The following is a 25,815-nucleotide window of genomic DNA, read 5'->3' as shown; positions in this document are numbered from 1 at the left end:
CTAACAACAAGCTATGTCAATCCATCAAATGTTTTTGGTATATATAATTCATGTTTAACTCTTAGACTGTACTTTGTTTCTTTTCTAAAATTTTCTGGTTTGGTTTTTTTCTTCAATTCTTTAAGAAAATTGACACCATTTACGGTTAATTCATATCTCTTATTTATAAATTTTAGCTTTTTTGCTTCTATATAAATTAATCTCAACTCATTTCTCGTAATGCCTAGTAAGTGACAAATAATCAAATTGTCATAGCCATTGTTTTTCAAGAATAACAAAGCTATTACTGAATGGTCTTGTTTGGTGTTGTGCAGTATATTTCTAACATGTTTGTCCTTCTTTTTATAAATAATAGACCTTCCAGTATATAAGTCTATCCCTAGTCTATTGCAAATACCGATATAAAAGGCAATTTCTTTTTTAAATTGACGAGCTTCATCCATTCTAATATTTGCCCTTCTTGGAAATAGAGGTTTCCAGTTTTTGCTTTTCCCCCATATTATTGATAAAGTGTTATTTGGTGTGCAATGAAAAAAAGAAACCAACGACTGGCTATCGTCATAACCGTAGGGTGCAACATAAGGCGGGTGGCCAAAGACGGGCAATTTATTTCCATGCTTTTTAACAATGTCCTCAATTTTTTTAGCATTACCAATGATTTTCAAAGGGGATAAAGCATTATCAAAAATCATATTTCTTTCTTCAGAAAATATTTGAATGAAAGGAAATTTCTTTAATATGAAAGCCTTGCCTTCAACCATTATAATAGTTGAAAGAATATAAACATTTTCAATGCAATTTTTACTTATCCATTCCTGAACAGATTTAGGCTTAGAAAACTCCTTGAAAAATGTTTTCCCGCTACCAATAAAATCATCTAGAAATATAATATGGTTAAAATTATTTGGGTCTTTAACCTTTATAAAATCATGCGTAAGTGTAATGTCTTTCTCTCTTCTTCTAAAAGCATTAGTGTTTTTTAAAGGATAAGTAACTAAGGTGCCGCTCTTACCAACTTTGCCATAAGGGAATATTACTATTTTTTCTCCTTTAGGTATAATTTTAAAAATCTCGTTTAACAAATCATTTAAACGAAACATAAACTCATTAAATGGAATATACTCGTAAACACTCAATAAATCAATCGCTAAATCTATTTCATCTTCATCAAAGTTTTCTAGCCAATTGATTAATTTAATAGGCTCGACAGAATGTTTTAATCGAGGTAATAAATCACCTACTTTGACTATTACGTTTTTATCAAGCTTAAAACTATGAGCCATTACATCAATCTATAATTTACTTCTAATCAGAAGTCTAACTACCCAACATCACCCCTAAACAAATACTGTAGAAACTCAATAAATAAATTTCTGATGTTCACAACACCTAACAAGTTCATTCTAGTTATCTGTTTTTGGAGTTAGTGGATATTATTCCTCAAAATAATCTAAGTCTATTCTTTTTATTTCTATCGTTTCAGAAGTTTGAACCCCTAGATTGTATTCAATAGCCAGTTCTGTAAGCTCTTTTCCATCAATTAAAACTATTTTTTGCTGCTTGCTGTCCAATGCAGTTTGTAAAGCACTAGATGAAAAACGACTTGTAGTCAAAAACACACCTTTACTTACTCCTTGTAATGCTAGGGAACCTATGAAATTTCTTATCTCGGGTGAACCAACCGAATTATTAGTAAAACGCTTGGCTTGAATATAGACACTTTCTAATCCTAGTCTATCTTGTGAAATGATGCCATCTATTCCTTGGTCACCTGTTTGACCTGTATGCTGAGATGAATCTTCTCTAAAATTTCCATAACCCATTTTTTCAAGTAATCGAATGACAAAATTCTCGAAATACTGGAAAGAGTTTTCTTTTAGTCTATCTAACAATTCAGTTGCCAATTCATTTTTCAACTCTTTAACAGTAGAACCCAAAACTTCCTCAGGTGTTTGTTCACCTGTTCGAGTAATTGGTTTTTCTTTAGTCTTACTATCAATAAAAGTTTTGCGCCATTCTTGATAGTCTGGAAATTGTTCCAATTGCTTCATGCGCAACTTCGTTGGGTTGGTTTTTAGAAATTCTTTCCCAAAATCAGTAATCTGATATACACCTCTATCTGGGTATTTTATGAGGCCTGCTTTTTTGAGATAACTGCGTGTCCAACCTACACGATTTCTAAAAAGCCCCATTTGTTTACTTGGTACCTGAATTTTGAGATGTTCCTCAGTGAGATTAAAATGTTTTGTGAGCGCCCGCATTACCTCATTTAGCGTCCATTGTTTACTATCTGCTAATAATTTGAGCATTGGTAACATTATAGTTTGGAAGTCCGGTATGTCATTCTTAAAATCATTCATAATTGGGTATTTTCTATTGACGATTCTAATTGCTCAAAACGAATAAAAATTTATTGATGTTTTTAACGATTTCCTTTTGCTCTATTGTGAGTCTTGCAGAGCATTTCACAATTACTGACATCGGTTTTTCCTCCTTTACTCCATGCTGAAACATGGTCGGCATCCATGTCTTTTATTGCCCAAACTTTTGATTTATTAGCATCATGACCTAAGGCACAATGAGGGCAATTGGAAATTCCTTTAGCCTCCGCTTCCTTTTTCTGTTTTGCATAAACAGACCTTTTCGTGGATTCCTCAAATACGCGAATATCGAGAAGTTTAGTATTAGAAGATCCCCCAAGAATAAATTCAAAAACTCCTTTTCGATTTTTGACGAAAGCATCTCCATATAATTTTTGAACTTGTTCTGACACTTCATTCGGATTGTAAGCTGTTTTATGGTATGTTTCATACAAACGACCCCATTCCAAGCCACTCATTTCTTTCTCTACATCTAAGAATACCGTTGAAACCCAGTCAATAACACTATTGAAATAAGTCTTAAGTTCGTCAATGTTATTTTCTTTTCGATGGCTACTCATATAATTATCAATCTTACCTTTGCTTACCCATTCTAACGCACGTTGTAAGATATCTTGCCTATTCGCACTACCTTTTATATAGGCTCCCCATTTTTGAATATTAGCATTTTGGCTATTACTGAATTCTTCTTTGCAAAGCGTAACAAACGGTCCAGAATATATTGCATTCAGTAATTCCTGAGGATTAAGAGGGACACCAGCTATATTAATAGTTTTAAACCATTCTTTTATTTCACTTTCTTCTCCTTCACATTCATAAATTAATAATTCGGTTTCCTCTATTTTCTTTTGTTTGTCAGCTGGAAGACTGTCAAAATATTGCTCCATACCATTCTCATCTTTAATTGCAAACTTGAAAGTGAGAAATCTTCCAATACTAGTAATTCGCTGTTGCCCATCTAATACTTCAAATTGATTATTGTTTACCTTGTTAAAGTATATTAGCCCCAAAGGATACCCTTTAAGAATTGATTCAATTACAGCTACATCCTTTTTCCCATCTGCATAAATATAATTTCGTTGATACTCTGGCTGAATAGTTAATGCACCAGAAAGCCCAAACAAACCTTTTCCTTCCGATTCATTGTAAACAAAACCATCACAGATATCCTTTATTGTTATATCATTTCTTAAAGTCGTTTCCATATATTTTAGTTCTTTCTTTTAATTAAGATGCGGCTATAAAATCGCTTATTATCGATGTACCCTCGGTCAAGTTTCCCCTCCCATTTGGAATTGATTAAATTAGGTAACAAGCCATCTTTGACACAGGAATCACTACCTATGATTTCGAATTGCTCAGGACAATATTTATCTAAAAAACTTATAGGTACTCCCATTACTCCATGATAATCCAACGGAATTGCATCAGAGAACGGAACTTCAATCGCATCATAGTTATCATATTTATTGTAGGCAGATTTTTTCTGTAATTTTTTGTTATACCTACTGTTATCCGCCATTGTCATCAATTTTAGTGGTTGATGACGCTTGCCGTGTTCTATATTAGTTAACCAAAGACAATTATTTGTGGCCACAATTCGATTTCCATCTTTGTCAATTCTGGCTTCAGTTCCATAAAGTTCATATGATTCAGGGACAATAAAACCTGATATCCACCTTCCCATTCCAGTTCCTAACCAAATCTTATTTTCTTTAATTAGTGGAAAAACTTCTTTGTATGTAATTGCATTTATATTTCCAATTATGGCAAACTGTTTTTTTGCCTCCATAATCCATTGAAGAAATTCGCGAAATAATGAAAATGGGGGATTGGTTATGATAATATCGGCCTCATCTCTTAATTTCTTAACCTCTTTACTTTTGAAATCCCCATCACCTTTTAAATATTCCCATTCTAAATCGTCTACATCAATTCTCCCATCTTCAGTTATATCACGAGTTAGAGTGAAAATTTTTCCGTGTGATTCAGTTTTATTACTATCGTATTGCGGAGCACTTTCTTCAAAGAGTGTTACCTGATAACCTACTTTATAAGGTTTACTATTTGCAGCAAAACTCGTACTTATTAGTTTCTTCAGTCCAAAGCGCTCAAAATTTTGCGCAAAAAACTTGGTGAAATTGCTCCATTCAGGATCGTCACAAGGAAGTAATATAGTTTTATCCTTGAACACATCAGGATTGTAGTCTAGATAGGCCTGAATCTCCTTTTGTATATCAGAATACAGTGTGTAAAACTCATCATTCTTAGCTTTCTTAGCAGCAGTTAAATTTTTGTTCGCCATATATTGTTTACACTTTGTTCTTAAAGTTGTTAATTTGATTTGTGAATAATAAAAAGCCTGTCATATAAGGAGTAGGCACAATTACCATCTTTATCAATATAGTAATTACCCTTTTCAGGTTTCCCTTTTAGCATGGGGTTGCCATTGGTTTTCTTTCCAGATGATCCAGTATATGTTCCGTCTTGTCTTATCTCTTTGTAATTATCATATTTTTTATGACTTTCTAATCCAAAACCGTCCCGCATTGATAAACCAACTATTTCAAATTGTTCAGGTGAATATTTATCAAGAAATGTGATAGGGACTCCCATGATTCCACCATAATCGTTTGGGATTAGTTTTACTAGAGGCACTTCAATAGCATCAAAGTTATCATATTTTCGAAATGGTTTTTTTGAAACAAATTTGATTACTTCATCCTCTGTCATTAGGGATAATGGACTATGCCTTTTCCCATGGTCGAGATTGCCAAACCAACAAACTCCTGGAACTCGATTAATCTTTTTCCCATCTTTCTCTCTCTCAAACTTGTAAGTGCTAGAGTATTTAAAATCCGCAGGAACATAGAAGTACATACCTTTATTAAAATTGGTTGCTCCTAGCCATAATTTTTTATCTCTTATAAAAGGAAAAACTTCGCTGTATTTTATTGCATTAATATTGCCAATAACTAAACATTGTTTTTCGACTTCAAATATCCAGCTTATGAACTCTCTAAAAAGGGAAAAAGGCGGGTTGGTAATTATTATATCGGCCTCATCTCTTAATTTTTTGACCTCCTCACTTCTAAAATCCCCATCACCTTCAAGATAATTCCATTCTAAATCTTCAATATCTATTTTGCCATCGCCTGACACATCCCTAGTTAAAGTGAAAATCTTTCCTTTAATTTTTGTTTTATCATGTTCGAATTGCTCTGCATTTTGTTCAAACAACGTCACTTGATAACCATCTTTGTAATTTTTGCTTTCTGACGCATAACTAGTACTAATTAGTTTTTTTAGGCCGTAACGCTCAAAATTTTGCGCAAAGAATTTGGTAAAATTGCTCCATTCAGGGTCATCACATGGCAACAAAACAGTCTTACCTTTAAAAGCGTCCGGTTTGTAGTCGACGTAGGCTTGAATCTCCTTCTGTATATCAGAGTATTGTGTATAGAACTCATCGTTCTTAGCTTTCTTAGCTGCAGTTAAAATGTTATTTGCCATTTATTTAAATTGTCTTCGTCAAGCTTAAATAAGATTATAATTGTTTCATTGTAAGTCTTTCATTTTAAAAATGCAAAGACATAAATTAGAAGGCCTAATGTACTAAAACCCTCACAAATATGATAACATGAAATCCCTAAAAATCATGACAAACATCATTTTTTTAGTAACCCCCATTTCACTACATTTAGTCTGACTAATTAATCCACTTGAAAATGAGAACTCACTGCAACCTTCTTGGCCTGCTAATTGCTGCCCTTTTCCTACTCCCCTTAACTTCCGAAGCACAAAGAAGAAGTAAAACCCAGAAGGCGGTGCCTTCCTTTGCTGAAGACCTCTATTCCAGTATGGAGTACCGTTCTATCGGTCCGCATCGCGGTGGGCGCTCCGCTGCCGTAACCGGAGTGCGGGGTGAACCCAATCTCTTTTATATGGGTGCCACAGGCGGTGGTGTCTGGAAAACCCTAGATGGTGGCCGTACTTGGGAGAATATTTCCGATGGCTATTTTGGTGGTAGTATTGGTGCGGTAGAAGTCGCGAAAAGTGATAAGAATGTCATTTATGTAGGCGGGGGTGAAAAAACCCTTCGGGGTAATGTATCCTCAGGCTATGGCATCTGGAAAACCGAAAACGGAGGCAAAACTTGGACCTCAGCAGGACTAAAAAATAGTCGCCATGTACCGCGAATCCGCATTCACCCTACCAATGCCGATATTGTGTATGCGGCCGTACTCGGTAATATTTACAAGCCTACCCAAGACCGCGGTATCTATAAAAGTACCGATGGCGGAAAGACCTGGAGCAAGAAATTATTCGTCAATGACCAATCGGGTTTTGTCGACTTGACCTTAGACCCCAACAACCCCCGTATTTTATATGCTTCTTCATGGCGCGCGCAACGTACGCCCTATAGTTTGAGTAGTGGCGGCGATGGTTCGGCCTTATGGAAGAGTACCGATAGTGGTGAAACTTGGACCGAGATTTCAAAGCATGAAGGCTTCCCACAAGACACCTTGGGTATTATCGGCGTTACGGTTTCCCCGAAAAATTCGGAGCGTGTTTGGGCCTTGGTCGAAAACAAGAAAAAAGGCGGCTTGTACCGTTCTGAGGATGGTGGCAAGAAATGGACACAGGTGAACAGCGAACGAAAACTGCGCCAACGTGCCTGGTACTATACCCGTTTGTATGCCGATACCGAAGATGAAAATACGGTGTATGTGATGAATGTGCGCTACCACCGTTCGAAAGATGGCGGAAAGACTTTTAATACCTTCAACGCCCCCCATGGGGATCACCATGATTTGTGGATTGCCCCTGAAGATGCGAAGCGTATGATTATCGGTGATGATGGGGGCGCCCAGATCACCTATGATGCCGGCGAGACTTGGAGCACCTATTACAACCAACCTACGGCACAGTATTATCGGGTGACGACTGATAATTCGCATCCGTATCGTATTTATGTGGCGCAGCAAGACAATTCGACCTTGCGCGTAAAGCACCGTAGCGACGGCCGCAGTATTAGCGAAAACGATTGGGAGGTAACCGCAGGGGGTGAGTCTGCCCATATCGCCGTCGACCCTTTGGATAATGATATTGTCTACGGAGGTTCTTACGGTGGATTCCTGACTCGGGTAAATCACAAAACCGGAACCGTTAGAGGTGTCAACGTTTGGCCTGATAACCCGATGGGATATGGTGCAGAGGGAATGAAATATCGTTTTCAATGGAATTTCCCTATCATGTTCTCGAAACACGACCCGAAGAAATTATACACCTTTTCGCAGCATGTGCATATGAGTACGAACGAAGGGCAAAGTTGGGATATCCTTTCGGAGGATTTAACACGGAATGACCCCACAAAATTGGTTTCCAGTGGCGGACCGATAACACAGGATAACACGGGTGTGGAATACTACTGTACCATTTTCGCAGCGAATGAGAGTCCTTTGAAAGAGGGATTATTATGGGTTGGAAGTGATGACGGATTGATTCATGTCTCCAAGGATGGTGGTGCCAATTGGGAAAATGTGACCCCAGCAGGAATGCCCGAATGGAATATGATAAACAGCATTGAACCGTCCGCTTTTGACGAAGGAACCTGCTATGTTGCCGGAACCCGATACAAGCTTGGGGACTTTAGACCTTACCTCTACAAAACCACCGACTTCGGGAAGACTTGGACGAAAATAACGAACGGTATAAATCAAGAGCATTTTACGCGCGTCCTCCGGGAGGACCCGAAAAGAAAAGGCTTACTCTACGCTGGCACCGAAACAGGAATGTACATTTCCTTTGACGATGGAGCCAATTGGAGTCCGTTTCAAATGAACCTTCCGATTGTTCCGATTACGGATTTGGCCATCAAAGACAACAACCTAATCGTTGCCACCCAAGGAAGAAGCTTATGGATTTTAGATGACCTGACCGTCCTCCATCAATTGGATGCCGGAAAGAAAAGTATGTCGTCTATTTTGTACAAACCCAAAGACAGCTACCGTACCGGAGGTCGGGCAAGTAAAGAACCTTCTAAGACCGAGGGAATGAATCATCCCAACGGCGTTATTTCACATTTCTATCTCAAGAATTTAGGCGATGATGATAAAGTAGCCATCACCTATACCACCATGGCAGGAGATACCTTGGCATCGTTTAGCAATAAAGCCAAAGAGAAAGACAAAAAGCTCAAAGTCAAAAAAGGAGGCAACACCCACGTATGGAATACGAGAGGTGAAAAAGCCGAAACCCTAAAAGGAATGATTTTCTGGGCAGCCGGCTTCAACGGACCAAAAGCAGTACCCGGAAGTTATAAAGTCCATCTGAATGTCAACGGCGATAGCCAATCACAAGACTTCAATATCATCCCCGACCCAAGAGCTGAGGTTTCCGTTGCCGATATGCAAAAGCAGCACGATTTTATTTCGGCCATCAACGCCACAATAAACAAGGCACATGGTTCCATAAAGAAAATAAGAGGCGTCAACAAACAATTGGATGCTTTCACTGAGCAATACAAAGACAACGAGTCCACCAAGGAGTTGGTAGAAAAAGCCAAAACCATGAAAGAAAATTTCGAAGAAATCGAAAAAGCCTTGTACCAAACGCAAAACAGAAGTAATCAAGACCCCTTGAACTTCCCCATCCGTTTGACGAACAAATTGGCGCACTTAAATCGCTTGGTAGGCATGGGCGACTTCCCACCAACAGCACAAGACATAGCCGTTCAAAAAGAAATGACCGGTAAAATCGAAGCGCAATTAAAAACATTTGATGCCATGGTAGATTCTGAAATGAAGGAGTTTAATCAGGCATTTAATGATTTGAAATTGAATTATTTGTTTGTGGAGGAGTAAGCTATACTGTCACTTCGAGCGGAGTCGAGAAGCCTAGGAACACGCCAAGGTCTCGACTCCGTTCGACATGACAGATTAGGGGTAAACAAAGCTTGCGTTGCTATTATAAGTTTTTGCAAAACAAGAGATAATTTGATGTTGAGCATAAATGAAAAACGCGAAGTGACAGTATAGAATATACATAGAACTTAGTTCTACTGTCAGCTCGAGCCTTTCAACAGAGCTCAAGACGGGCTCCGTCGAGACCGATGTTACTGGTAACAATGTCACCCCAAACTAAAAGGTTCAAAAAATGAAATTTTACTACGTCTACATGGTTGAATGCTCAGACGAATCGATTTACACAGGGCTGACCAATAACCTAGACCGTAGACTGAAAGAACATAATTTTGGAAGGAATGACAATTCATACACCTCTAAAAGAAGACCAGTAAAACTAATTTGGCACCAAGAATTCATGCAGTTCGCACAAGCTGAATATTTTGAAAAGAAAATTAAAAGATGGAGTTGCGCTAAGAAATTGGCCTTGGCGAATGATGAGTATGACATGCTGCCTTTGCTAGCTGAATGTAGAAATGAGAGTCATGCTAAGAACAAAGATTTAGATAAAAATTAGAAATACGTGTCCCTAAGTTCTCGACTCCGCTCGAAGTGACAGATTAGTTGTAAAAACCTGCCACCACTGTCATGTCGAGCGGAGTCGAGACCCTAGGAACACCAAAACACGAACAACACCTAAAAACCCAAAATGAAAAACAACCTCAACCTCTTACTACTAGCCCTCCTAACCACAACAATATCCTTCGCCCAAACGGCAGAAGATTATTTCAAACCCCTAAAATTCCGAAATATCGGTCCGTTTCGAGGTGGGCGCTCAGTCTCCGCTAGCGGGGTTGTCGGCGACCCCATGACCTACTACATGGGCACCACCGGAGGGGGACTTTGGAAAACCGAAGACGCTGGCCAGCGTTGGAATAACATCTCAGACGGCTTTTTCGAAATGGGTTCTGTGGGTGCTGTTGCGGTTTCGACCTATAATACGAATATCGTTTATGTAGGTATGGGAGAACATGCACCACGAGGGGTGATGACTTCCTACGGAGACGGAGTCTACAAATCTACCGACGCAGGAAAAACGTGGAAGCATATGGGACTCAAAGAGACCCAACACATTTCAAGGGTTATCATTCATCCAACCAATCCCGATATTGTGTATGTGGCGGCGCAGGGGCAATTGTATGGTCCGAACAAAGAGCGTGGGGTTTACAAATCCACCGATGGCGGAAAGACTTGGAAGAATACGCTTTTTGTAAATCAATTGACTGGTGCGGTTGAACTTTCTATGGATGCGAACTATCCTGAAATCATGTATGCTGCCATGTGGGAACACCAACGCAAACCGAATATGGTAGTCAGTGGTGGCGAAGGTAGCGGATTGTACAAATCTACCGATGCTGGTGAAACTTGGACCGAGCTTACCGAAGGCCTTCCCGAAGAAAAAGGGAAGATGGCGATTTCTGTGAGTCCCGCGAATTCGAATAAGGTATATGCTTTGATTGAAAGTGATAGCAATCAAGACAAAGGCGGACTCTTCGTTTCCAATGACGCAGGAAAAACATGGAGTATGGCCAGCGGAGATAACCGATTGGTACAACGGGCTTGGTATTATATAGAAGTATTCACCGACCCTCAAGATGAAGACATTGTGTATGTCTTAAGTGCCCCAGCCCTTCGTTCTTTGGATGGAGGTAAAAATTGGGAACGCATCACGGGGACGCATGGCGATTTTCATGACTTATGGATTAATCCGAAGAACTCCTTAAACTTTGTCATAGCAAACGACGGGGGAGCCGCAGTTACCTTTGACTTTGGAAAAACGTTTTCTTCACAAGTAAATATGCCTACGGGTCAGTTTTACCGTATCAACACCGATAATCAATTCCCTTATAACATCTACGCAGGGCAACAAGATTATTCTTCAGCTATGATAGCAAATATGTCCGTTGGAAGAGGTGGCATTACTGTATCTGATTTTAGTCCCTCCGCAGGTGGTGAAAGTGCCTTTTTGGCCTTTGACCCTGATAATCCGAGGTATGTGATGGGCGGAAGTTATTTGGGTACGATTGAAGTCTTGGACATGGAATCAAAAGCCTCCACCAATGTTATGGCAGCGCCCATTCAGTATTTGGGTCGTGAGGCCAGAAACATGAAATACCTCTACAACTGGAATGCTCCCACCTTAAAATCGCAGCACGAACCCAATACCTTTTACCATGGCGCACAATTGTTATTGCGAACCCGTGATATGGGGGTGACCTGGGAAGAAATGTCTCCTGATTTAACCCGTGATATCGATGCAAAACAAGGGAACGGTGGAGGTCCGTATACCAACGAAGCGGTTGGTGCTGAGAATTATGGAACCTTAGCCTATGTATTGGAATCGCCCCACGAAGCAGGCGTTTTTTATACGGGAAGTGATGATGGTTATGTGCAGATTACAAAAGATAATGGTGAAAGCTGGCAGAACATTACGCCGAAGAATTTAGGGGAGTCTTTAGTGAATGCCATTGAGGTTTCTCCACATGATAAAGCCACGGTTTATGTAGCGACAACGAAGTATAAATTCAATGACCATACGCCAGCGATTTACAAGAGCACCGACTACGGTAAAACATGGACGAGCATCAATGCGGGAATTCCATACGGGGCCTTTACACGAGTGGTTCGCGAAGACCCTACACGTAAAGATTTGCTCTATGCGGGAACCGAAAAAGGCTTATACCTTTCCTGGAACGGTGGAAAAACATGGAAACCCTTTCAATTGAATTTGCCGAAGACGCCGATTACGGATATTAAAATCCATCAAGGTGATTTGATTGTAGCAACCTCAGGTAGGGCCTTTTGGATATTGGATGATTTGACTTTGCTTTCGCAATATGACAAAGGCGAATACCAGACGAAATCGCATAGTGATTCCGATTATGAGATGAAACTCTATCAACCGAATGATGCCATGAACGGGACTTGGTACAGCCCTATGAATGGAAAGATTGACAATTTTGATGGCACCAATACATTATCAGGTGTAAACCCCGCAAATGGTATGGTGCTCTATTATGAGTTGCCTAAAGTGGCCGATTCCATTCCGCTTACCATGGATATCATGGATGCCAGCGGAGCCGTCATTCGCAGTTTTTCCTCAGAGAAGGACAAAAACTACAAACCACATAATGGTGGCGGACCACGACCAGCACCGACCCTATCGAAGAAAGAAGGGTTGAACCGTTTTGTATGGGATATGAGAACAGGCATTTTACCTGGAGTTCCCAATACCTATATCGAATCGCGTTTCAGCGGGCATCGTTTACCCCCTGGAACCTATACGGTTCGTGTAAAGTCTGGAAGTAAGACGGTTTCTACGAAAGGTAAAATCGTTGCAGTACCCACTTTCAGTACCACGCCTGAGCAGTATGCGGAATACCATACGTTTTTAACCGATGCCGAAACGAAATTAACGGACATGCATCATACTATCAATGGTTTATACAAAGCACAACAGCAATTGAAAGAAGTGCTGAAAGATGTAAAAGATGCTACCGTAAAAGCAGAGGGACAAAAACTAATTGAAGGCCTTGATACTTGGGATAAAGACATGATCCAACGAAAGTCGCAAGCCTATGATGATGTAGAGAACTTTCCGAATAAATTTACCGCGGAATATCTGTTCTTGATAGATGCTACGAATAGCTCCATCCCAAGGGTAAACCAGCCCTCAAAGGACCGTAAGGCAGAGCTCGATGCGCAGTGGAGTGTTTTGAAAAGTAAGGCGGAAACGTTTATGAAAACTTCAATCCCAGACTTTAATAAGAAATTATGGGATGTTGGTGTGGGGGCTATTCGGATGTAAACTTCTTTAAAAGGTATTAAGTATAGGTCCTCCCCTGCGAAGGGGAGGTGCCCGCAGGGCGGAGGGGTTTTGGTGAAGTAGGCAAGAAGTTCAAACCATTTGTGTTCCTAGCTCCAACCCCTCTGGCTGTCGCCACCTCCCCTTGAAAAAAGGGGAGGACCCTAAGTTCAACTTCTTTCGAAATGCCCTAAATTTGCCAATAGCCAATAGCCAATAGCCAATAGCCAATAGCCAACAATGGAATACTACAACTACATAAAATCCCTGCACCTAATCTTCGTGGTAACCTGGTTCGCGGGATTGTTTTACATTCCCAGATTATTCATTTACCACATTGAGGCCTCCGAAAAACCATCCCCTGAAAAGGAAATATTGACAAAACAACTAAAGCTGATGACCAAAAGGCTTTGGTATATCATTACGTGGCCCTCTGCTATGCTTTGTACCCTTTTTGCCATTTGGTTATTGATTTTGATGCCTGGCTGGTTACAACAACCTTGGATGCATGTAAAACTCGCTTTTGTATTACTATTGTTTTTCTATCACGGTAGAAATCACTTGATTTTCAAACAACTACAAAATGATGAAGTGAAATATACTTCTCGGTATATGCGTATATGGAATGAGGTGGCAACTTTAGTGCTTTTTGCGGTTGTTTTCTTGGTCATTCTCAAAAGTGCTATCAATTGGATTTTCGGAGTAGTGGGAATTTTGGTATTAGGTATTTTACTAATGCTTGGTATTCGATTGTACAAACGAATTCGAGAGAAGAATCCGGAAGCCTGAGAAGTTCAAGTTCAAGAATCAAGCTCAAACTCAAAAAGAATTTCTTACTGCTTTTTGAACTTGAAACTTGCACTTGCGCTTGAACTTAAAAATGGTGTGATATTTGCTACCTTTGAGTACAAAAACCAAGAACTTGTTCAGAAAACTCTCGTTACGAACGCGCATTTTCGTTACCATGATTGTACTGGTAATGATTTCGTCTGTTTTGATTGCGGGGGTTACTTTTTATCAGTACCGTGAGCAAACGAAGGATTATCATGAAGTCCGTTTGGGAAAGAAAGAGGAGCAGGTTCGGCAGAGTGTTAATTTTACGCTTAAAAAGACCACTTATCCGCAGACGACAGAGTATTTAGGCTTGATTTTTAAGGATGATATTTATCAGATTTCCGATGTACTTTCAGCGCCCTTTAATATCTATGATTTAGACGGACAACTGATTAAAAGTTCACGTCCGAAGTTTGAAACTCAGACGAATTCCAATTGTTTGGATGCAGAAATTCTCAATCAACTCGGTTCGAGTGTTGAAAAACGCTATGTGGAACGTAATTCCGCTGTAGGAGACCAGTACCAGGCCTCATATACGTATATCAATGATAAGCGTTTCAAACCCATTGGCATACTGAACTTGCCCTATTATGAGGACAATTCTTTTTACGATAAGGAGCTAAGGGAAATCTTAATTCGGCTTGGGACTGTCTGTTTGTTAATGTTACTTGTTGCAGTGGGTTTGGCCTATTTTATTTCAAAATATATTACGAGGTCCTTGCAAACGGTTTCTGACATGATGCATAAAACCGATTTGACCAAGCGCAATGAAAAGATTTTTATTGAGGACCCAAGTTCTGAAATAGGAAGACTTGTAGATTCATATAACGAGATGATTGACGAATTGGAGCAAAGTGCTGCAAAGTTGGCACGTAGTGAACGTGAACAGGCATGGCGTGAAATGGCAAAACAAGTGGCGCATGAAATCAAAAACCCGTTAACACCAATGCGATTGAGCGTACAGAGTTTTGAACGAAAATTTGACCCTGAAGACCCCAACATAGATGCTAAGGTGGCAGAATATTCCAAAACGCTTATTCAGCAAATTGATACGATGAGCAATATTGCTTCGGCCTTTTCGAATTTTGCCAAAATGCCGGCCCAACAGAATGAAACTTTGAATGTGGTCAAAATTGTAAAGTTGGCGTTGGATATTTTTACAGAGGACTACATTCACTTCATTTCTGAAGAAGAAGAAATCATAGCCAAACTGGACCGTACACAGTTGATTCGTGTGGTAACCAATTTAGTAAAGAATGCCATTCAAGCCGTGCCTGATGTCCAATCACCACGTATTTTGGTTTCGGTCTCTAGTGAAGACGAGTTTGTAAAACTATCTGTGGCCGATAACGGTATTGGCATTCAAGATGAGTTTACTGATAAAATATTTGAACCTAAATTCACCACAAAATCAAGTGGTATGGGACTCGGTTTGGGCATGGTAAAAAATATCGTTGAAACCTATAAAGGAACGATTGATTTTAGCTCTCAACCCGAAAAAGGAACCGTTTTTACAGTGCGTTTCCCCAAAGAAAATCTAGCCGCGACTGCTTGATTTTCTCTTCTTGAGAGACGACGTACCGACAGCTGTGGGCGAGTTGAAGCCCTGGCAGATGTGTTCTTGGGAGTTAGAATAAAATAATTGAAAGAAACCTAAATGCAACAAATTAAATTCTATATCGTAGACGTCTTCGCAATACAAAAGTACGCAGGTAATCAACTGGCCGTTTTCGTCGATTTGGAACAAAAGCTATCCGATGAGCAAATGCTACAGATGACGCGGGAAATCAATTTTGCCGAGAGCACTTTTATAAGATCTATTGAAGATGACGGAAGCTTTGGCGTGCGTATTTTCACTACGGAATACGAGGTGCCTTTTGCCGGACATCCTACTTTGGGGACTGCCTATATTTTAGCGAAACATTTAGACAAGAAGCGGTCCACTAAGATAGTGTTGAGACTCAAGGTAGGAGATGTTCCTGTGACTATAAGTAATCCTCAAGAACTAGAAGAAAGTCGATTTACAATGCAACAGGCACAACCTGAATTTGGAGCTAGTTATTCAGCTGAAACGGTGTCTGATGCCTTTGATATTCCTTTGGATTATTTCGATGTATCTATGCCCATTCAGGATGTAAATACCGGATTACCCTATCTGATAATTTTCCTAAAGGATTTAGAAAGTATTGGGAATCTAAAATTGAATCCAGATAAAATAGAGCAGTTTTTAAAGCAGGAAAAATTGTTCAAAAGCAACAACCCAAGAGGATTGACGACGAACTTGTTTTTTGTCACTCGGGAAACAGCAGAAAAGCAAAATAGTTATCATACCCGTATGATGGTTTTGGAAGATGCATCGATTTGGGAAGATGCCGCCACCGGAAGCGCAAATGGCTGCTTTTTAGCATATTTGTTAAAGCACGATAATCCTAAGCAATCGGTAATTGTAGAACAAGGTTTCGAGATGGGCCGTAATTCTATTTTATATTTGGATGGCGCAATGAAAGAAAACGAATACATTTTAAAAGTAGGTGGTCAGGTCGTACCAGTAAGTGAAGGAATGTGGTCGATTTAGATAAAAACAAAAAGCATGAAATACAACAACATACTAGTCCAACAAGAAAGTTCAACAGCAACAATTACAATAAACCGCCCGAGTAAGCTAAATGCCTTGAATAAAGACACCATTCAAGAGTTACACGAGGCTTTTAAAGCCTTGGACAAAGACAAAAAAGTCAAAACCATCATCTTGACTGGCAGCGGTGAAAAAGCCTTTGTAGCAGGAGCGGACATTTCCGAATTCGCGAACTTCTCCGAAAAAGAAGGGGGTAAACTGGCGGCTAAAGGACAAAAGTTGTTATTTGATTTTGTAGAAAAGCTATCTACTCCTGTTATTGCAGCCGTTAACGGTTTTGCTTTAGGTGGAGGATTGGAACTGGCCATGTCTTGTCATTTTAGAGTCGCGAGTGATAATTCACGTATGGGGCTTCCGGAGGTTTCTTTGGGTGTGATTCCGGGTTATGGTGGTACGCAACGATTACCACAATTGGTGGGTAAAGGCCGAGCAATGGAAATGATAATGACGGCAGGAATGATTGATGCTGAAAAGGCTCTGAAATACGGCTTGGTCAATTATGTTGTGACGCAAGAGGAACTACTTCCATTCTGTGAAAAGTTAGCAGGTAAGATATCGAATAATTCCCCTGTGGCGATAAGTCATGCAATAAAAGCGGTAAATGCTGGTTTTAAACATGATAGTAACGGATATGCTGCTGAAATTAAAGCGTTCGGCGAATGTTTTGGAACTGCCGATTTCGAAGAGGGTACAACCGCCTTTTTAGAAAAACGAAAAGCTGATTTCCCAGGCAAATAGCAGATCCCAAATTACCTACTTATGATACTTAGAAAAAGCATGTCCCTGCTCTTGTTTCTTGCTGCTTTCTCATTTGTGAAAGCACAGGAAATCCCTGTAAATTATAGCCTTGGAGAAAATAATTCCGATAGGCACAAATTTTCTACCGTACTCAGTATTGATGCTGACAACACCGATAAAACGGTAATTGTTCGTACCTATTATGGGGGTATGCCCTTGCGACCGAAAGGACATTTTATCGAGTTGTATGACGCCGATTTGAACTTGATTGAAGATTACAACAACAAGTATGCTGGTCAGTACATGGTAGATGGTTTTATCAGAAACGGACAGTTGTATCTACTAGAACTTCGTTATGATGATCTAAAATTTGCATACGAATATGTGGTACATCATAGTCCGATAGGAGAATTCAATTTTACCGAAAAAATCTTGCTTTCGGTACCGTCAAAAGAAGTTGCTAACCCCTTAGCGGTGAACAAGTATAACCGCAAGTTTGGTAACGGGTTTTCAACAGCCGTGCATTTTAACAAAGAAAAAACGGCCTTCGGTATTACGATACAACATCGAAAAGGAAAGAACGAAAATTACAGTATGTATGTTTTTGGAACAGATTTGAAGAAACAGATTGAATACGATTTTACTGCTGAAACTCAGGACAAGAATTATGCTTTTGAAAATATAGAAGTTTCCAAAGATTTGAAAACAGTGTATTTTATGGGGAAAGCTTTTTTCAAGAAGAAACGTATTGAGGCGAAAGAAAGACGCTTTCAATACGAGTTGGTGCGTGTGACCAATCAGGGTCACAAAATACAAGAGTTTGCCGATGTGGGCCGATATCCTGAATCTTTAAAACCAATAGCTATAGGAAATGAGCTAGTCGTTATTGGCTTTTACGCCGATAGAAAAGACAATAGGTATAACGGGTTGGTTCATTTTAACTTGAATCCGACGAGCCTGTCCATCTTATCCAAAAAATATAATCCGTTTTCAAAACAGTTTATGGCCGATAAGTTTGGGCGTGAAGTAGATGCCCAAATAAAGAATTTGATATTCAAAGATGTACACATCACTCCTCAAAAAAATATCATTTTCAGTGCTGAAGAATATTTTGTTACGACTGGTAAGGAAAGTGGAACGAATCGTAAAGTGGAAAAGTTTCATTACAATGATATCGTTTGTGCAAAGCTTTCTTCGGATGGGTCAATGAAATGGGCCCGAAACATAAACAAAACCGAAGTAACCTTAGGTGATGAAGCTTATGCTTCGTACAGCGCCTATGGTCATAATGAGGATATGTATTTCTTTATCAATTCAAGAGAGAACCCTCAGAAATTAAGTAATGAACGAATTATGTTCAAACAAGGGTTTAGCCGCAATCCAAATATGTTTGTTATCAAAATGGATGCTTCTGGAAATCTATCGCACAAAAAGTTAATAGATGATAAAGAGGTTCGTCTTCCGATTATGGTTTCGCGACCTTTAATGAATCATGACACTGATGAATTGGTTTTCTACGCCAAGCGCGGAACGAAAAAGCAATTGGTTCGTGTTGAGGTAGGTAGGGCTTCTGGCGAACCTTCTAAATAATCGCAGAATTTAAAAGTTTTAGCCCTCCCCTGTGAAGGTGAGGTGCCCTTAGGGCGGAGGGGTTCTGGTGAAGCTATCTAGAAAGCTGAATCATTGCCGCCTCTAATATAACTATCCGCCTATCCGTACCCCTCATTAAAAAAGCAAGGGACCCGTACACAATTAACATATCGGATATTTAAAAATAGGAAATATTCCATAAATTTGGAATAAATCCAATAATTGAAACAAGAAGATTACATCAAAGGGCGAGGCGCGCAGCAAAATACACCAAATAAGTTCTTTCAATACACCAACGAAACGCGTGATGATTTTCTTGAATTCTGCAGAATTGAAGGCGAAGAAGCGGACCATAACAAGACGCAATACATTCCCATTTTTCCAAAGACCATTGTCAACAAAGTTACTAGTCCCGATGTGGGGATGATGCACTCTATGAATCCCTATCAAGGTTGTGAACATGGTTGTATTTACTGTTATGCGAGGAATACGCATGAGTTCTGGGGCTATAGTGCAGGTCTGGATTTTGAACGGAAAATTCTCATCAAAAAAGATGCCCCCAAACTACTTGAGGCAAAAATGAAAAGTAAAAGATGGAAAGCAAGTACCATTGTCCTTTCCGGAAATACAGATTGCTATCAACCTGCTGAAAAGAAGTTTGAAATTACACGAGCATGCTTAGAGGTCTTTTTGAAATATCGGCACCCCGTGGGTATCATTACCAAAAATGCTTTGATTTTAAGGGATTTGGATATCCTAAAGGAACTGACAAAACATCAGTTAGTGGGCGTAAATGTTTCGGTTACCTCACTTTCCGAGAAAACAAGAAGAATCTTGGAACCAAGAACGGCCACCATCAAAAAACGTTTGAAAACCATTCGTGTTTTAGCGGAAAACGGAATTCCCGTGAATGCCATGTTAGCGCCTATTATTCCGGCAATCAATAGTCATGAAATTATGAACTTGGCTAAAGCCGTTTCTGATAATGGGGCATTGTCTTTTGCTTTTACTGTAGTCCGATTAAATGGTGCCATTGGTCAAATCTTCACGGATTGGATTCGCAAGACGCTTCCCGATAGGGCAGAGAAAGTACTGCTTCAAATAGAAGCTTGTCATGGAGGAAACTTAAACGATAGCCGTTATGGAATACGTGGTCGTGGTGAAGGTAATATTGCCAAACAAATTCATGATTTAGTGCGTTTGGCAAGGCACATGTATTTCAGGGATAAGGTATTTCCTAAACTCAATCATGATTTATATGAGTCTTTTAAAGATGGACAGATGCGACTTTTTTAATTGTTTTTTCTTGAGATGTTTACTTTTTAGAAAAGGGGATACTAATAGGCATAACCTTAAATAAGAATTTCGATTATGAAAAAACATTCAATTTTTACAATCCTTTTTTGTCTCTTGTTTTCCCTAGTCTCGGCCCAAGACTTTAGTTTTGGGGTTAAAGGAGGCCTTAATGTTGCATCAGTTGGCGGAGGCACGTATACCGGTTTCGGGGGCCTTGGTTCTAAAATAAGCTTTCATATAGGAGGCATTGCTGAAGTCCCTATTTCTGAAAAGTTCGCGGTGCAACCTGAATTACTGTATTCATCTCAAGGTACCAAATGGAATTTTGTTGGAGGTAACAATCTCAAATTAGATTATGTAAATCTTCCCATTTTAGGCAAGTACTATATTATCGAGGGATTGAGTGCCGAAGCAGGTCCTGTAGTTGGGTTTCTTATTTCTACCAACGCAAATAAGGAAGATTATAACAGTCTTGACGTGGCATTTGCAATAGGCGCTTCTTATAAACTAAACGAAAGTATTTTCTTCAGTTTGCGATACAACAAAGGGCTTACCGATATCAATAAAAATGCTGCGATCACCGTGAGTAATCAAAACAACGTATTTCAAATATCTGCGGGATACGCTTTTTAGAAAAAATTGTCACATTGAGCGCAGTCGAAATGCTTGAGAACCGGAGAGTACTTCAACTGCGCTTAGACTGACACTTTCCTAAATGATTTTTTAGGAAACTTATTGAATTTCCTTGATTCTGAAGCTGCTTTCAATCATTTCAAACCCCTTTTTATTTATAACGACATCTTCTGTGGCTCCTTGCTTTAATATGCCAAAAGTTTGGTCTCCGTAATTAACGGCCGAAATAATGCCTTGATGTTTAATGCCGACAATAGTTACCTGATATCTTGTTGATTTTACTGTATAATGTTGAAATTTATTTTCAAAAGTAGGATCAAAAACGAGGTTCGAGTGCTTATAGATGACATTCTCCTGCATATCTTCTTGATATGCCAATATGAGGTCATCAGGATTTACGGTTTCATAAAGCCAACTTACAGTCATCAGTCCACTTGAATCAAAGCCATCTTTTTCAATCGATAGGTAATATCCTATACCATCTAAATTGTCTTCATCGGTAATCGACCATCCTTTAGGGCAAGTAAACGAGATATCATCCTTTTCAAATATGACACTTGGGCTTTCCTGAAATTGCTTATAAGAAAAGACCATGGTCAAGACGAATACTAAGTATGTTATCTTTTTGATAGTATTTAAGCTTAAGGAATTTTATGTGGATTGAACATTTAGCTCAACTCCCAACCTTTGCGATAGGAGCCTTTCACCCACGCATTGGCCATATCCCAGTTGGTAACTTTCATATTGGCGCCATCCCATAGGATTTTGCGACGCCCAGGGTACTCGAAGGGATCCCAGTCTCCAGCTTTTTTACCAGGTTTGAACTTCTTGTATTGGAATGCCTTGATGGCCAAATTCCCCATCAATACGGCTTCCGTTAATGGACCAGAACGTTTGAAATCTGAAGAGGTTTCCGTTCCGTTCAAACAGCCTTCAACAAAGTTCTTTTGATGACCGTCGGTATCTAGATCAATTCGCTTTAAATACGGTTTTGGAGGATTCAATAAACTCATGGTTTCCGAAGGGAGTAACCTTGCGTTTCTGGAATATACATCGCAAACCAAAATACCACGAGTCCCATAGAATACAGAACCTCCACCACCAGCACCTATCGTTTCACCATCTTTCAACTCATCTGGCAAATCGGGCATGATTCCGCCATCGTACCAGTTTAAAGCGATATCACCGTGAGCTTCGGTATTGAATTTTAATCTAACAACGGAAGATGCCGGGCAAGAAGCACTATAATCCGCTTCTACAAAATCACCTACCCAATTGGTGGTACAACTTGCTTCTGCTTCGGTTGGGTATCCTAAATCTAGCACACCAAAGGGAGTTTCCATAATGTGGCATCCCATGTCGCCAAGAGCTCCGGTTCCAAAGTCCCAAAAACCTCTCCATTTAAAGGGAAGATATGCGGCATTGTAATCACGCATTTCAGCTTTCCCTAGCCATAAGTCCCAATCCAATCCCTTAGGGATATCTTGTTTTTCCGTGGGAAGCGGAACACCTTGAGGCCAAACCGGGCGGTTGGTCCAACAATCTACTTTATACACTTTTCCAATGACCCCCGATTCAATCCACTCTTTGGCTTCGCGACTCCCATCACTTGAGGCACCTTGATTCCCCATTTGTGTAATGATGCCATTTTCTTTAGCGATTTGGGTCATCAAGCGCGCTTCGTTAATGTTATGCGTTAAAGGCTTCTCCACATACGCATGCTTTTTAGCCTTCATAAAAGGAAGTGCAATCGAGGCATGCATGTGGTCTGGCGTAGCAACCATTACGGCATCAATCTCATTTAAATGATTGTCATATACCTTTCTAAAATCTTTATATCTTTTTGCCTTGGGATATTTTTTATAGGCACCTTCAGCTCTTCGGTCGTCTACATCACAGAGGGTGACATACTTCACTTTTTTGGTAGCATCCATTCCCCGCATTACTCCACCGCCTCGACCTCCTACTCCGAAAGCACCCACATAGAGTGTATCACTTGGGGCAATATGATTTTTGCCCATTACGAAACCTGGAACAATAGAAAATGCCGCCGTAGCAGCAGCTGACTTTTTGATAAATTTTCTTCTTTGCATTTGGAATTATTTCTGTGCTAGGAAGATACGGAAAAAACAGAAAAAATTCACTGGCTTTTAAAGATGATTGACTACAAGGTTTTCGTATAAACTGTTATAGGAACCCATTCCACTCTTGGTTAAATTGATCTAAATACCCTAGCATATATTGGTGTCTGTTTTCAGCCAATTTTTTACCTGTTATGGTATTCATTTTTTCTTTTAACAGAAGAAGTTTCTCATAAAAATGATTGATTGTCGGTGCAGTAGACTTTTTATATTCATCCTTAGACATATTCAAATTGGGTTGAATATCGGGGTTGAAAAGTTCTCGATTCTTAAAACCCCCATAGTTGAAGGCGCGTGCAATTCCTATAGCGCCAATGGCATCTAAGCGGTCGGCATCCTGAACTACTTGAAGTTCAGGAGAATTGAAGCGGCGACCTTTCTTTTCCAAACTAGACTTGAATGAAATGTTCTCAATAATAAGAACCACATGCTCGATTATCTTTTGGTCAACCGCAATAGAGTTCAAAAATTCAGAGGCCATACGTGGACCCACCGTCTCATCACCATCATGGAATTTAGCATCTGCTATGTCATGGAGCAGAGCGCCTAAGTTTACTACCAGGTCATCAACTTGCTCACTTTTTGCAATTAATTTGGCATTGTTGAAGACACGTTCAATGTGGAACCAATCGTGTCCACCTTCAGCACCTTTTAGCGATTCTTTTACAAAGTTTATCGTTGTATCAACGATTTCGATATTTGTCATTTGAATGAGGTTATTCCTGAGTTGACGGCTGCTTCCGTTCTAGCGATGAGGTCATCTAGATTTCCTTCTACAGGAATAGGTTCGTGTACATCGAAGGTGATGTGATTTCCAATACCATTTGGAAATTTCCCATGTTTCAGCATTTTCCAAGAATTATTGATACTAATGGGTAGTATCAATGCCGAAGGGGAATTCTTCATCAATAGTTTTAAGCCAGTAGATTTGAAAGGCTTAGGATGACCTGTTCTACTTCTTGTTCCTTCAGGAAAAATCACGGCACCTCGGCTATGTTTTTCGATATACTTCCCCAATTTCGATATTTCAACAAGCGCTTGTTTACTATCCTTACGGTCAATTAAGACAGAACCACCGTGCCGAAGATTGTAGGATACGCTAGGGATGCCTTTTCCTAATTCTTTCTTGCTAACAAACTTAGGTTCCAGCTTACGAAGGAACCAAATAATCGGTGGAATGTCATGCATGCTCTGATGATTCGGAACGATTATAGTAGGCCTATCTGCGGGAATATCATGCGGATTATTAAAACTGTAAGTCGTTCCCAGAACGTGAGTGCAACGCATCAAACATAGGTTTAAAGCGGCAACGCTTGCTCTATGCACGTTATATCCAAAGAGATTAAAGCAAATCCATTGAACCGGATGAAAAACCAATAAGGTCAATCCGAAGAAAATCAGATATAAGACAGACAAGGGATATGCCACTAGTTTCTGCATGGTACAAAAATAAAAAACCGCTTCATATAGAAACGGTTTTGATTTTGTTTTATCTAATTTCTTAGAGAAGGCCTAACAGAACTCGTTGTAAGCCGCTGTTAAATTTTCTGCGATTAATTCAGCAGGTCTGCCTTCAATGTGATGGCGTTCAATCATATGAACCAATTCACCGTCTTTAAACAAAGCCATACTTGGCGAAGAAGGCGGAAAAGGAATCATCAAATTTCGAGCAGCATCAACAGCTTCAGTGTCAACACCGGCAAAAACAGTTACGGCGTAATCGGGTTTCTTTTCATTTTGCAAGCTCATTTTGGCAGCTGGTCGCGCATTGGCGGCGGCGCAGCCACATACCGAATTTACCACCACTAGTGTAGTGCCATCTTGATTAATTGCGTTAGTGACAGCCTCGGCCGTATATAATTCTTCAAACCCAGCGTTTGCCAGGTCATCTCTCATAGGTTTTACTAATTCTGCAGGATACATATGCTATTTTTTTAAATCAGGATTCAAAGATACGGGTTTTGTCGCATTTTGTAGGTAGACCTTAACTTTTCAATAGGTAAGCTTTCTTCCCTTTTCCTATCTTTGGGCAAAATCGGATATTATATGTTTAAATGGGTCGGTGCTGTTATTGGTCTTTTCTTATTTAAGTACCCTGGAGCAATTTTAGGCTTTTTTATTGGTAGTGGTATTGATAGCCTGAGCCGCAGTGAGGCTAAAGGACCCAATGTTTTAAGGGATATGACACGCCAGAGGGTTTCACCTGCTGATTTTGAACTAAACCTTCTTTCTTTATGCTCTATTGTTATTAAGGCAGATGGCACCGTAAGCCAAACCGAAATGGATTATGTACGTCAGTATTTCGTGCAGACCTATGGCAAGGAAAAAGCCAATGCAATTTTTAGAACTTTCAATGAGGTCAACAAAAAGCGGGAAATTTCAGCGCAGCGTATTTGTGCTTTTTTGAATCAAAGAACCAGGTATGAAGTCCGGTTACAATTATTACATTTTTTGTTTGGAATAGCTCAGGCAGATGGTGCTGTAAGTAATTCAGAAGCCAACAAAATTCAAGAAATTGCAGGATACCTTCGAGTTGCTTTTCGAGATTTTGAGAGTATCAAGGCAATGTTCGTTAAGTCTGCGGACACGGCGTATAAGATTCTTGAAATTGAAAGAAGCGCAACAGATAATGAAATCAAAAAGGCTTATCGCACGATGGCAAAAAAATATCACCCTGATCGTGTGAATACGGAGAATGAAGCTATAAAAAAAGGAGCTGAGGAGAAGTTCAAACAAGTGCAAAAGGCTTATGAAACGATTCAGAAAGAACGTGGGCTTTAATTCCACTTACGACAAG

Annotated in this window: 21 protein-coding genes; 11 read left to right on the top strand and 10 right to left on the bottom strand. The window is 39.8% G+C overall.

The window, feature by feature from the left end:
• Nucleotides 1–11: 11 nt before the first annotated feature.
• The 5 genes from FEE95_RS04980 to FEE95_RS04960 all read right to left on the bottom strand — a co-directional run bounded on the left by FEE95_RS04980 (nucleotide 12) and on the right by FEE95_RS04960 (nucleotide 5,894).
• The gene (locus tag FEE95_RS04980) at nucleotides 12–1,283 is read right to left on the bottom strand and encodes a phosphoribosyltransferase-like protein (protein ID WP_138656718.1); all 1,272 of its coding nucleotides are present in this window, start codon (nucleotides 1,281–1,283) and stop codon (nucleotides 12–14) included.
• Nucleotides 1,284–1,433: 150 nt separating this feature from the next.
• The gene (locus FEE95_RS04975) at nucleotides 1,434–2,318 is read right to left on the bottom strand and encodes a restriction endonuclease (RefSeq protein WP_262710885.1); all 885 of its coding nucleotides are present in this window, start codon (nucleotides 2,316–2,318) and stop codon (nucleotides 1,434–1,436) included.
• A 104-nt stretch (nucleotides 2,319–2,422) separates the two neighbouring features.
• Nucleotides 2,423–3,586, bottom strand: a complete 1,164-nt coding sequence (locus FEE95_RS04970; RefSeq protein ID WP_138656716.1) for an HNH endonuclease family protein — start codon at nucleotides 3,584–3,586, stop codon at nucleotides 2,423–2,425.
• 5 nt (nucleotides 3,587–3,591) lie between these two features.
• Nucleotides 3,592–4,686 carry an adenine-specific methyltransferase EcoRI family protein gene (locus tag FEE95_RS04965; protein WP_138656715.1) on the bottom strand — a complete coding sequence of 365 codons (1,095 nt, stop codon included), beginning with the start codon at nucleotides 4,684–4,686 and terminating at the stop codon, nucleotides 3,592–3,594.
• 29 nt (nucleotides 4,687–4,715) lie between these two features.
• Nucleotides 4,716–5,894: an adenine-specific methyltransferase EcoRI family protein gene (locus FEE95_RS04960; protein WP_138656714.1), complete on the bottom strand. Its 1,179-nt coding sequence runs from the start codon at nucleotides 5,892–5,894 to the stop codon at nucleotides 4,716–4,718.
• 215 nt (nucleotides 5,895–6,109) lie between these two features.
• On the opposite strand from FEE95_RS04960, the gene FEE95_RS04955 reads away from it, so the two are divergent.
• The 10 genes from FEE95_RS04955 to FEE95_RS04910 all read left to right on the top strand — a co-directional run bounded on the left by FEE95_RS04955 (nucleotide 6,110) and on the right by FEE95_RS04910 (nucleotide 20,877).
• Nucleotides 6,110–9,247: a WD40/YVTN/BNR-like repeat-containing protein gene (locus FEE95_RS04955; RefSeq protein WP_138656713.1), complete on the top strand. Its 3,138-nt coding sequence runs from the start codon at nucleotides 6,110–6,112 to the stop codon at nucleotides 9,245–9,247.
• A 292-nt stretch (nucleotides 9,248–9,539) separates the two neighbouring features.
• Nucleotides 9,540–9,863: a GIY-YIG nuclease family protein gene (locus FEE95_RS04950; RefSeq protein WP_171036985.1), complete on the top strand. Its 324-nt coding sequence runs from the start codon at nucleotides 9,540–9,542 to the stop codon at nucleotides 9,861–9,863.
• A gap of 132 nt (nucleotides 9,864–9,995) precedes the next feature.
• Nucleotides 9,996–13,154, top strand: coding sequence for a VPS10 domain-containing protein (locus FEE95_RS04945; RefSeq protein WP_138656712.1), 3,159 nt, complete (start codon nucleotides 9,996–9,998; stop codon nucleotides 13,152–13,154).
• A gap of 237 nt (nucleotides 13,155–13,391) precedes the next feature.
• The gene (locus tag FEE95_RS04940) at nucleotides 13,392–13,940 is read left to right on the top strand and encodes a CopD family protein (RefSeq protein ID WP_138656711.1); all 549 of its coding nucleotides are present in this window, start codon (nucleotides 13,392–13,394) and stop codon (nucleotides 13,938–13,940) included.
• 175 nt (nucleotides 13,941–14,115) lie between these two features.
• Nucleotides 14,116–15,540: a sensor histidine kinase gene (locus FEE95_RS04935; protein WP_138657563.1), complete on the top strand. Its 1,425-nt coding sequence runs from the start codon at nucleotides 14,116–14,118 to the stop codon at nucleotides 15,538–15,540.
• Nucleotides 15,541–15,642: 102 nt separating this feature from the next.
• Nucleotides 15,643–16,560: a PhzF family phenazine biosynthesis protein gene (locus FEE95_RS04930; RefSeq protein WP_138656710.1), complete on the top strand. Its 918-nt coding sequence runs from the start codon at nucleotides 15,643–15,645 to the stop codon at nucleotides 16,558–16,560.
• A gap of 15 nt (nucleotides 16,561–16,575) precedes the next feature.
• Nucleotides 16,576–17,358, top strand: a complete 783-nt coding sequence (locus FEE95_RS04925; protein WP_138656709.1) for an enoyl-CoA hydratase/isomerase family protein — start codon at nucleotides 16,576–16,578, stop codon at nucleotides 17,356–17,358.
• Nucleotides 17,359–17,379: 21 nt separating this feature from the next.
• Nucleotides 17,380–18,948 carry a hypothetical protein gene (locus tag FEE95_RS04920; RefSeq protein WP_238474499.1) on the top strand — a complete coding sequence of 523 codons (1,569 nt, stop codon included), beginning with the start codon at nucleotides 17,380–17,382 and terminating at the stop codon, nucleotides 18,946–18,948.
• Nucleotides 18,949–19,170: 222 nt separating this feature from the next.
• Complete coding sequence (locus FEE95_RS04915; protein ID WP_138656708.1) at nucleotides 19,171–20,244, top strand: PA0069 family radical SAM protein; 1,074 nt, start codon at nucleotides 19,171–19,173, stop codon at nucleotides 20,242–20,244.
• 75 nt (nucleotides 20,245–20,319) lie between these two features.
• Nucleotides 20,320–20,877, top strand: coding sequence for a porin family protein (locus tag FEE95_RS04910; RefSeq protein WP_138656707.1), 558 nt, complete (start codon nucleotides 20,320–20,322; stop codon nucleotides 20,875–20,877).
• A gap of 99 nt (nucleotides 20,878–20,976) precedes the next feature.
• Here FEE95_RS04910 and FEE95_RS04905 read toward each other — a convergent pair whose 3' ends face one another.
• From FEE95_RS04905 to FEE95_RS04885, 5 genes are all read right to left on the bottom strand, one after another.
• A complete protein-coding gene (locus FEE95_RS04905) occupies nucleotides 20,977–21,471 on the bottom strand; it encodes a hypothetical protein (RefSeq protein WP_138656706.1) in 495 nt (164 codons plus the stop codon).
• Nucleotides 21,472–21,545: 74 nt separating this feature from the next.
• Nucleotides 21,546–22,970 carry a Gfo/Idh/MocA family protein gene (locus FEE95_RS04900; protein WP_138656705.1) on the bottom strand — a complete coding sequence of 475 codons (1,425 nt, stop codon included), beginning with the start codon at nucleotides 22,968–22,970 and terminating at the stop codon, nucleotides 21,546–21,548.
• Nucleotides 22,971–23,064: 94 nt separating this feature from the next.
• Nucleotides 23,065–23,724, bottom strand: a complete 660-nt coding sequence (locus tag FEE95_RS04895; protein WP_138656704.1) for an HD domain-containing protein — start codon at nucleotides 23,722–23,724, stop codon at nucleotides 23,065–23,067.
• Nucleotides 23,721–24,458 carry a lysophospholipid acyltransferase family protein gene (locus tag FEE95_RS04890; protein ID WP_138656703.1) on the bottom strand — a complete coding sequence of 246 codons (738 nt, stop codon included), beginning with the start codon at nucleotides 24,456–24,458 and terminating at the stop codon, nucleotides 23,721–23,723. The genes FEE95_RS04895 and FEE95_RS04890 overlap by 4 nt, the downstream gene beginning before the upstream one ends.
• A gap of 72 nt (nucleotides 24,459–24,530) precedes the next feature.
• The gene (locus FEE95_RS04885; protein ID WP_138656702.1) at nucleotides 24,531–24,941 is read right to left on the bottom strand and encodes a BrxA/BrxB family bacilliredoxin; all 411 of its coding nucleotides are present in this window, start codon (nucleotides 24,939–24,941) and stop codon (nucleotides 24,531–24,533) included.
• Between the two features lie 123 nt (nucleotides 24,942–25,064).
• Here FEE95_RS04885 and FEE95_RS04880 point away from each other — a divergent pair, with 123 nt between their 5' ends.
• The gene (locus FEE95_RS04880; RefSeq protein WP_138656701.1) at nucleotides 25,065–25,799 is read left to right on the top strand and encodes a TerB family tellurite resistance protein; all 735 of its coding nucleotides are present in this window, start codon (nucleotides 25,065–25,067) and stop codon (nucleotides 25,797–25,799) included.
• Nucleotides 25,800–25,815 lie beyond the last annotated feature (16 nt).

Source organism: Maribacter algarum (ex Zhang et al. 2020) (assembly GCF_005885635.1).
Lineage (GTDB): Bacteria > Bacteroidota > Bacteroidia > Flavobacteriales > Flavobacteriaceae > Maribacter_C > Maribacter_C algarum.
The sequence above is the reverse complement of the archived record's forward strand: the minus strand, read 5'-3'. Positions and strand labels throughout refer to the sequence as shown.

Bases quoted from the DNA above. Each gene is read 5' to 3' on its own strand.
- FEE95_RS04880 (WP_138656701.1), top strand. From the start codon at position 25,065: ATGTTTAAATGGGTCGGTGCTGTTATTGGTCTTTTCTTATTTAAGTAC.
- FEE95_RS04970 (WP_138656716.1), bottom strand. From the start codon at position 3,586: ATGGAAACGACTTTAAGAAATGATATAACAATAAAGGATATCTGTGAT.
- FEE95_RS04980 (WP_138656718.1), bottom strand. From the start codon at position 1,283: ATGGCTCATAGTTTTAAGCTTGATAAAAACGTAATAGTCAAAGTAGGT.
- FEE95_RS04890 (WP_138656703.1), bottom strand. From the start codon at position 24,458: ATGCAGAAACTAGTGGCATATCCCTTGTCTGTCTTATATCTGATTTTC.
- FEE95_RS04920 (WP_238474499.1), top strand. From the start codon at position 17,380: ATGATACTTAGAAAAAGCATGTCCCTGCTCTTGTTTCTTGCTGCTTTC.
- FEE95_RS04955 (WP_138656713.1), top strand. From the start codon at position 6,110: ATGAGAACTCACTGCAACCTTCTTGGCCTGCTAATTGCTGCCCTTTTC.
- FEE95_RS04945 (WP_138656712.1), top strand. From the start codon at position 9,996: ATGAAAAACAACCTCAACCTCTTACTACTAGCCCTCCTAACCACAACA.
- FEE95_RS04925 (WP_138656709.1), top strand. From the start codon at position 16,576: ATGAAATACAACAACATACTAGTCCAACAAGAAAGTTCAACAGCAACA.
- FEE95_RS04940 (WP_138656711.1), top strand. From the start codon at position 13,392: ATGGAATACTACAACTACATAAAATCCCTGCACCTAATCTTCGTGGTA.
- FEE95_RS04895 (WP_138656704.1), bottom strand. From the start codon at position 23,724: ATGACAAATATCGAAATCGTTGATACAACGATAAACTTTGTAAAAGAA.
- FEE95_RS04905 (WP_138656706.1), bottom strand. From the start codon at position 21,471: ATGGTCTTTTCTTATAAGCAATTTCAGGAAAGCCCAAGTGTCATATTT.
- FEE95_RS04885 (WP_138656702.1), bottom strand. From the start codon at position 24,941: ATGTATCCTGCAGAATTAGTAAAACCTATGAGAGATGACCTGGCAAAC.
- FEE95_RS04935 (WP_138657563.1), top strand. From the start codon at position 14,116: ATGATTGTACTGGTAATGATTTCGTCTGTTTTGATTGCGGGGGTTACT.
- FEE95_RS04965 (WP_138656715.1), bottom strand. From the start codon at position 4,686: ATGGCGAACAAAAATTTAACTGCTGCTAAGAAAGCTAAGAATGATGAG.
- FEE95_RS04930 (WP_138656710.1), top strand. From the start codon at position 15,643: ATGCAACAAATTAAATTCTATATCGTAGACGTCTTCGCAATACAAAAG.
- FEE95_RS04950 (WP_171036985.1), top strand. From the start codon at position 9,540: ATGAAATTTTACTACGTCTACATGGTTGAATGCTCAGACGAATCGATT.
- FEE95_RS04900 (WP_138656705.1), bottom strand. From the start codon at position 22,970: ATGCAAAGAAGAAAATTTATCAAAAAGTCAGCTGCTGCTACGGCGGCA.
- FEE95_RS04975 (WP_262710885.1), bottom strand. From the start codon at position 2,318: ATGTTACCAATGCTCAAATTATTAGCAGATAGTAAACAATGGACGCTA.
- FEE95_RS04960 (WP_138656714.1), bottom strand. From the start codon at position 5,894: ATGGCAAATAACATTTTAACTGCAGCTAAGAAAGCTAAGAACGATGAG.
- FEE95_RS04910 (WP_138656707.1), top strand. From the start codon at position 20,320: ATGAAAAAACATTCAATTTTTACAATCCTTTTTTGTCTCTTGTTTTCC.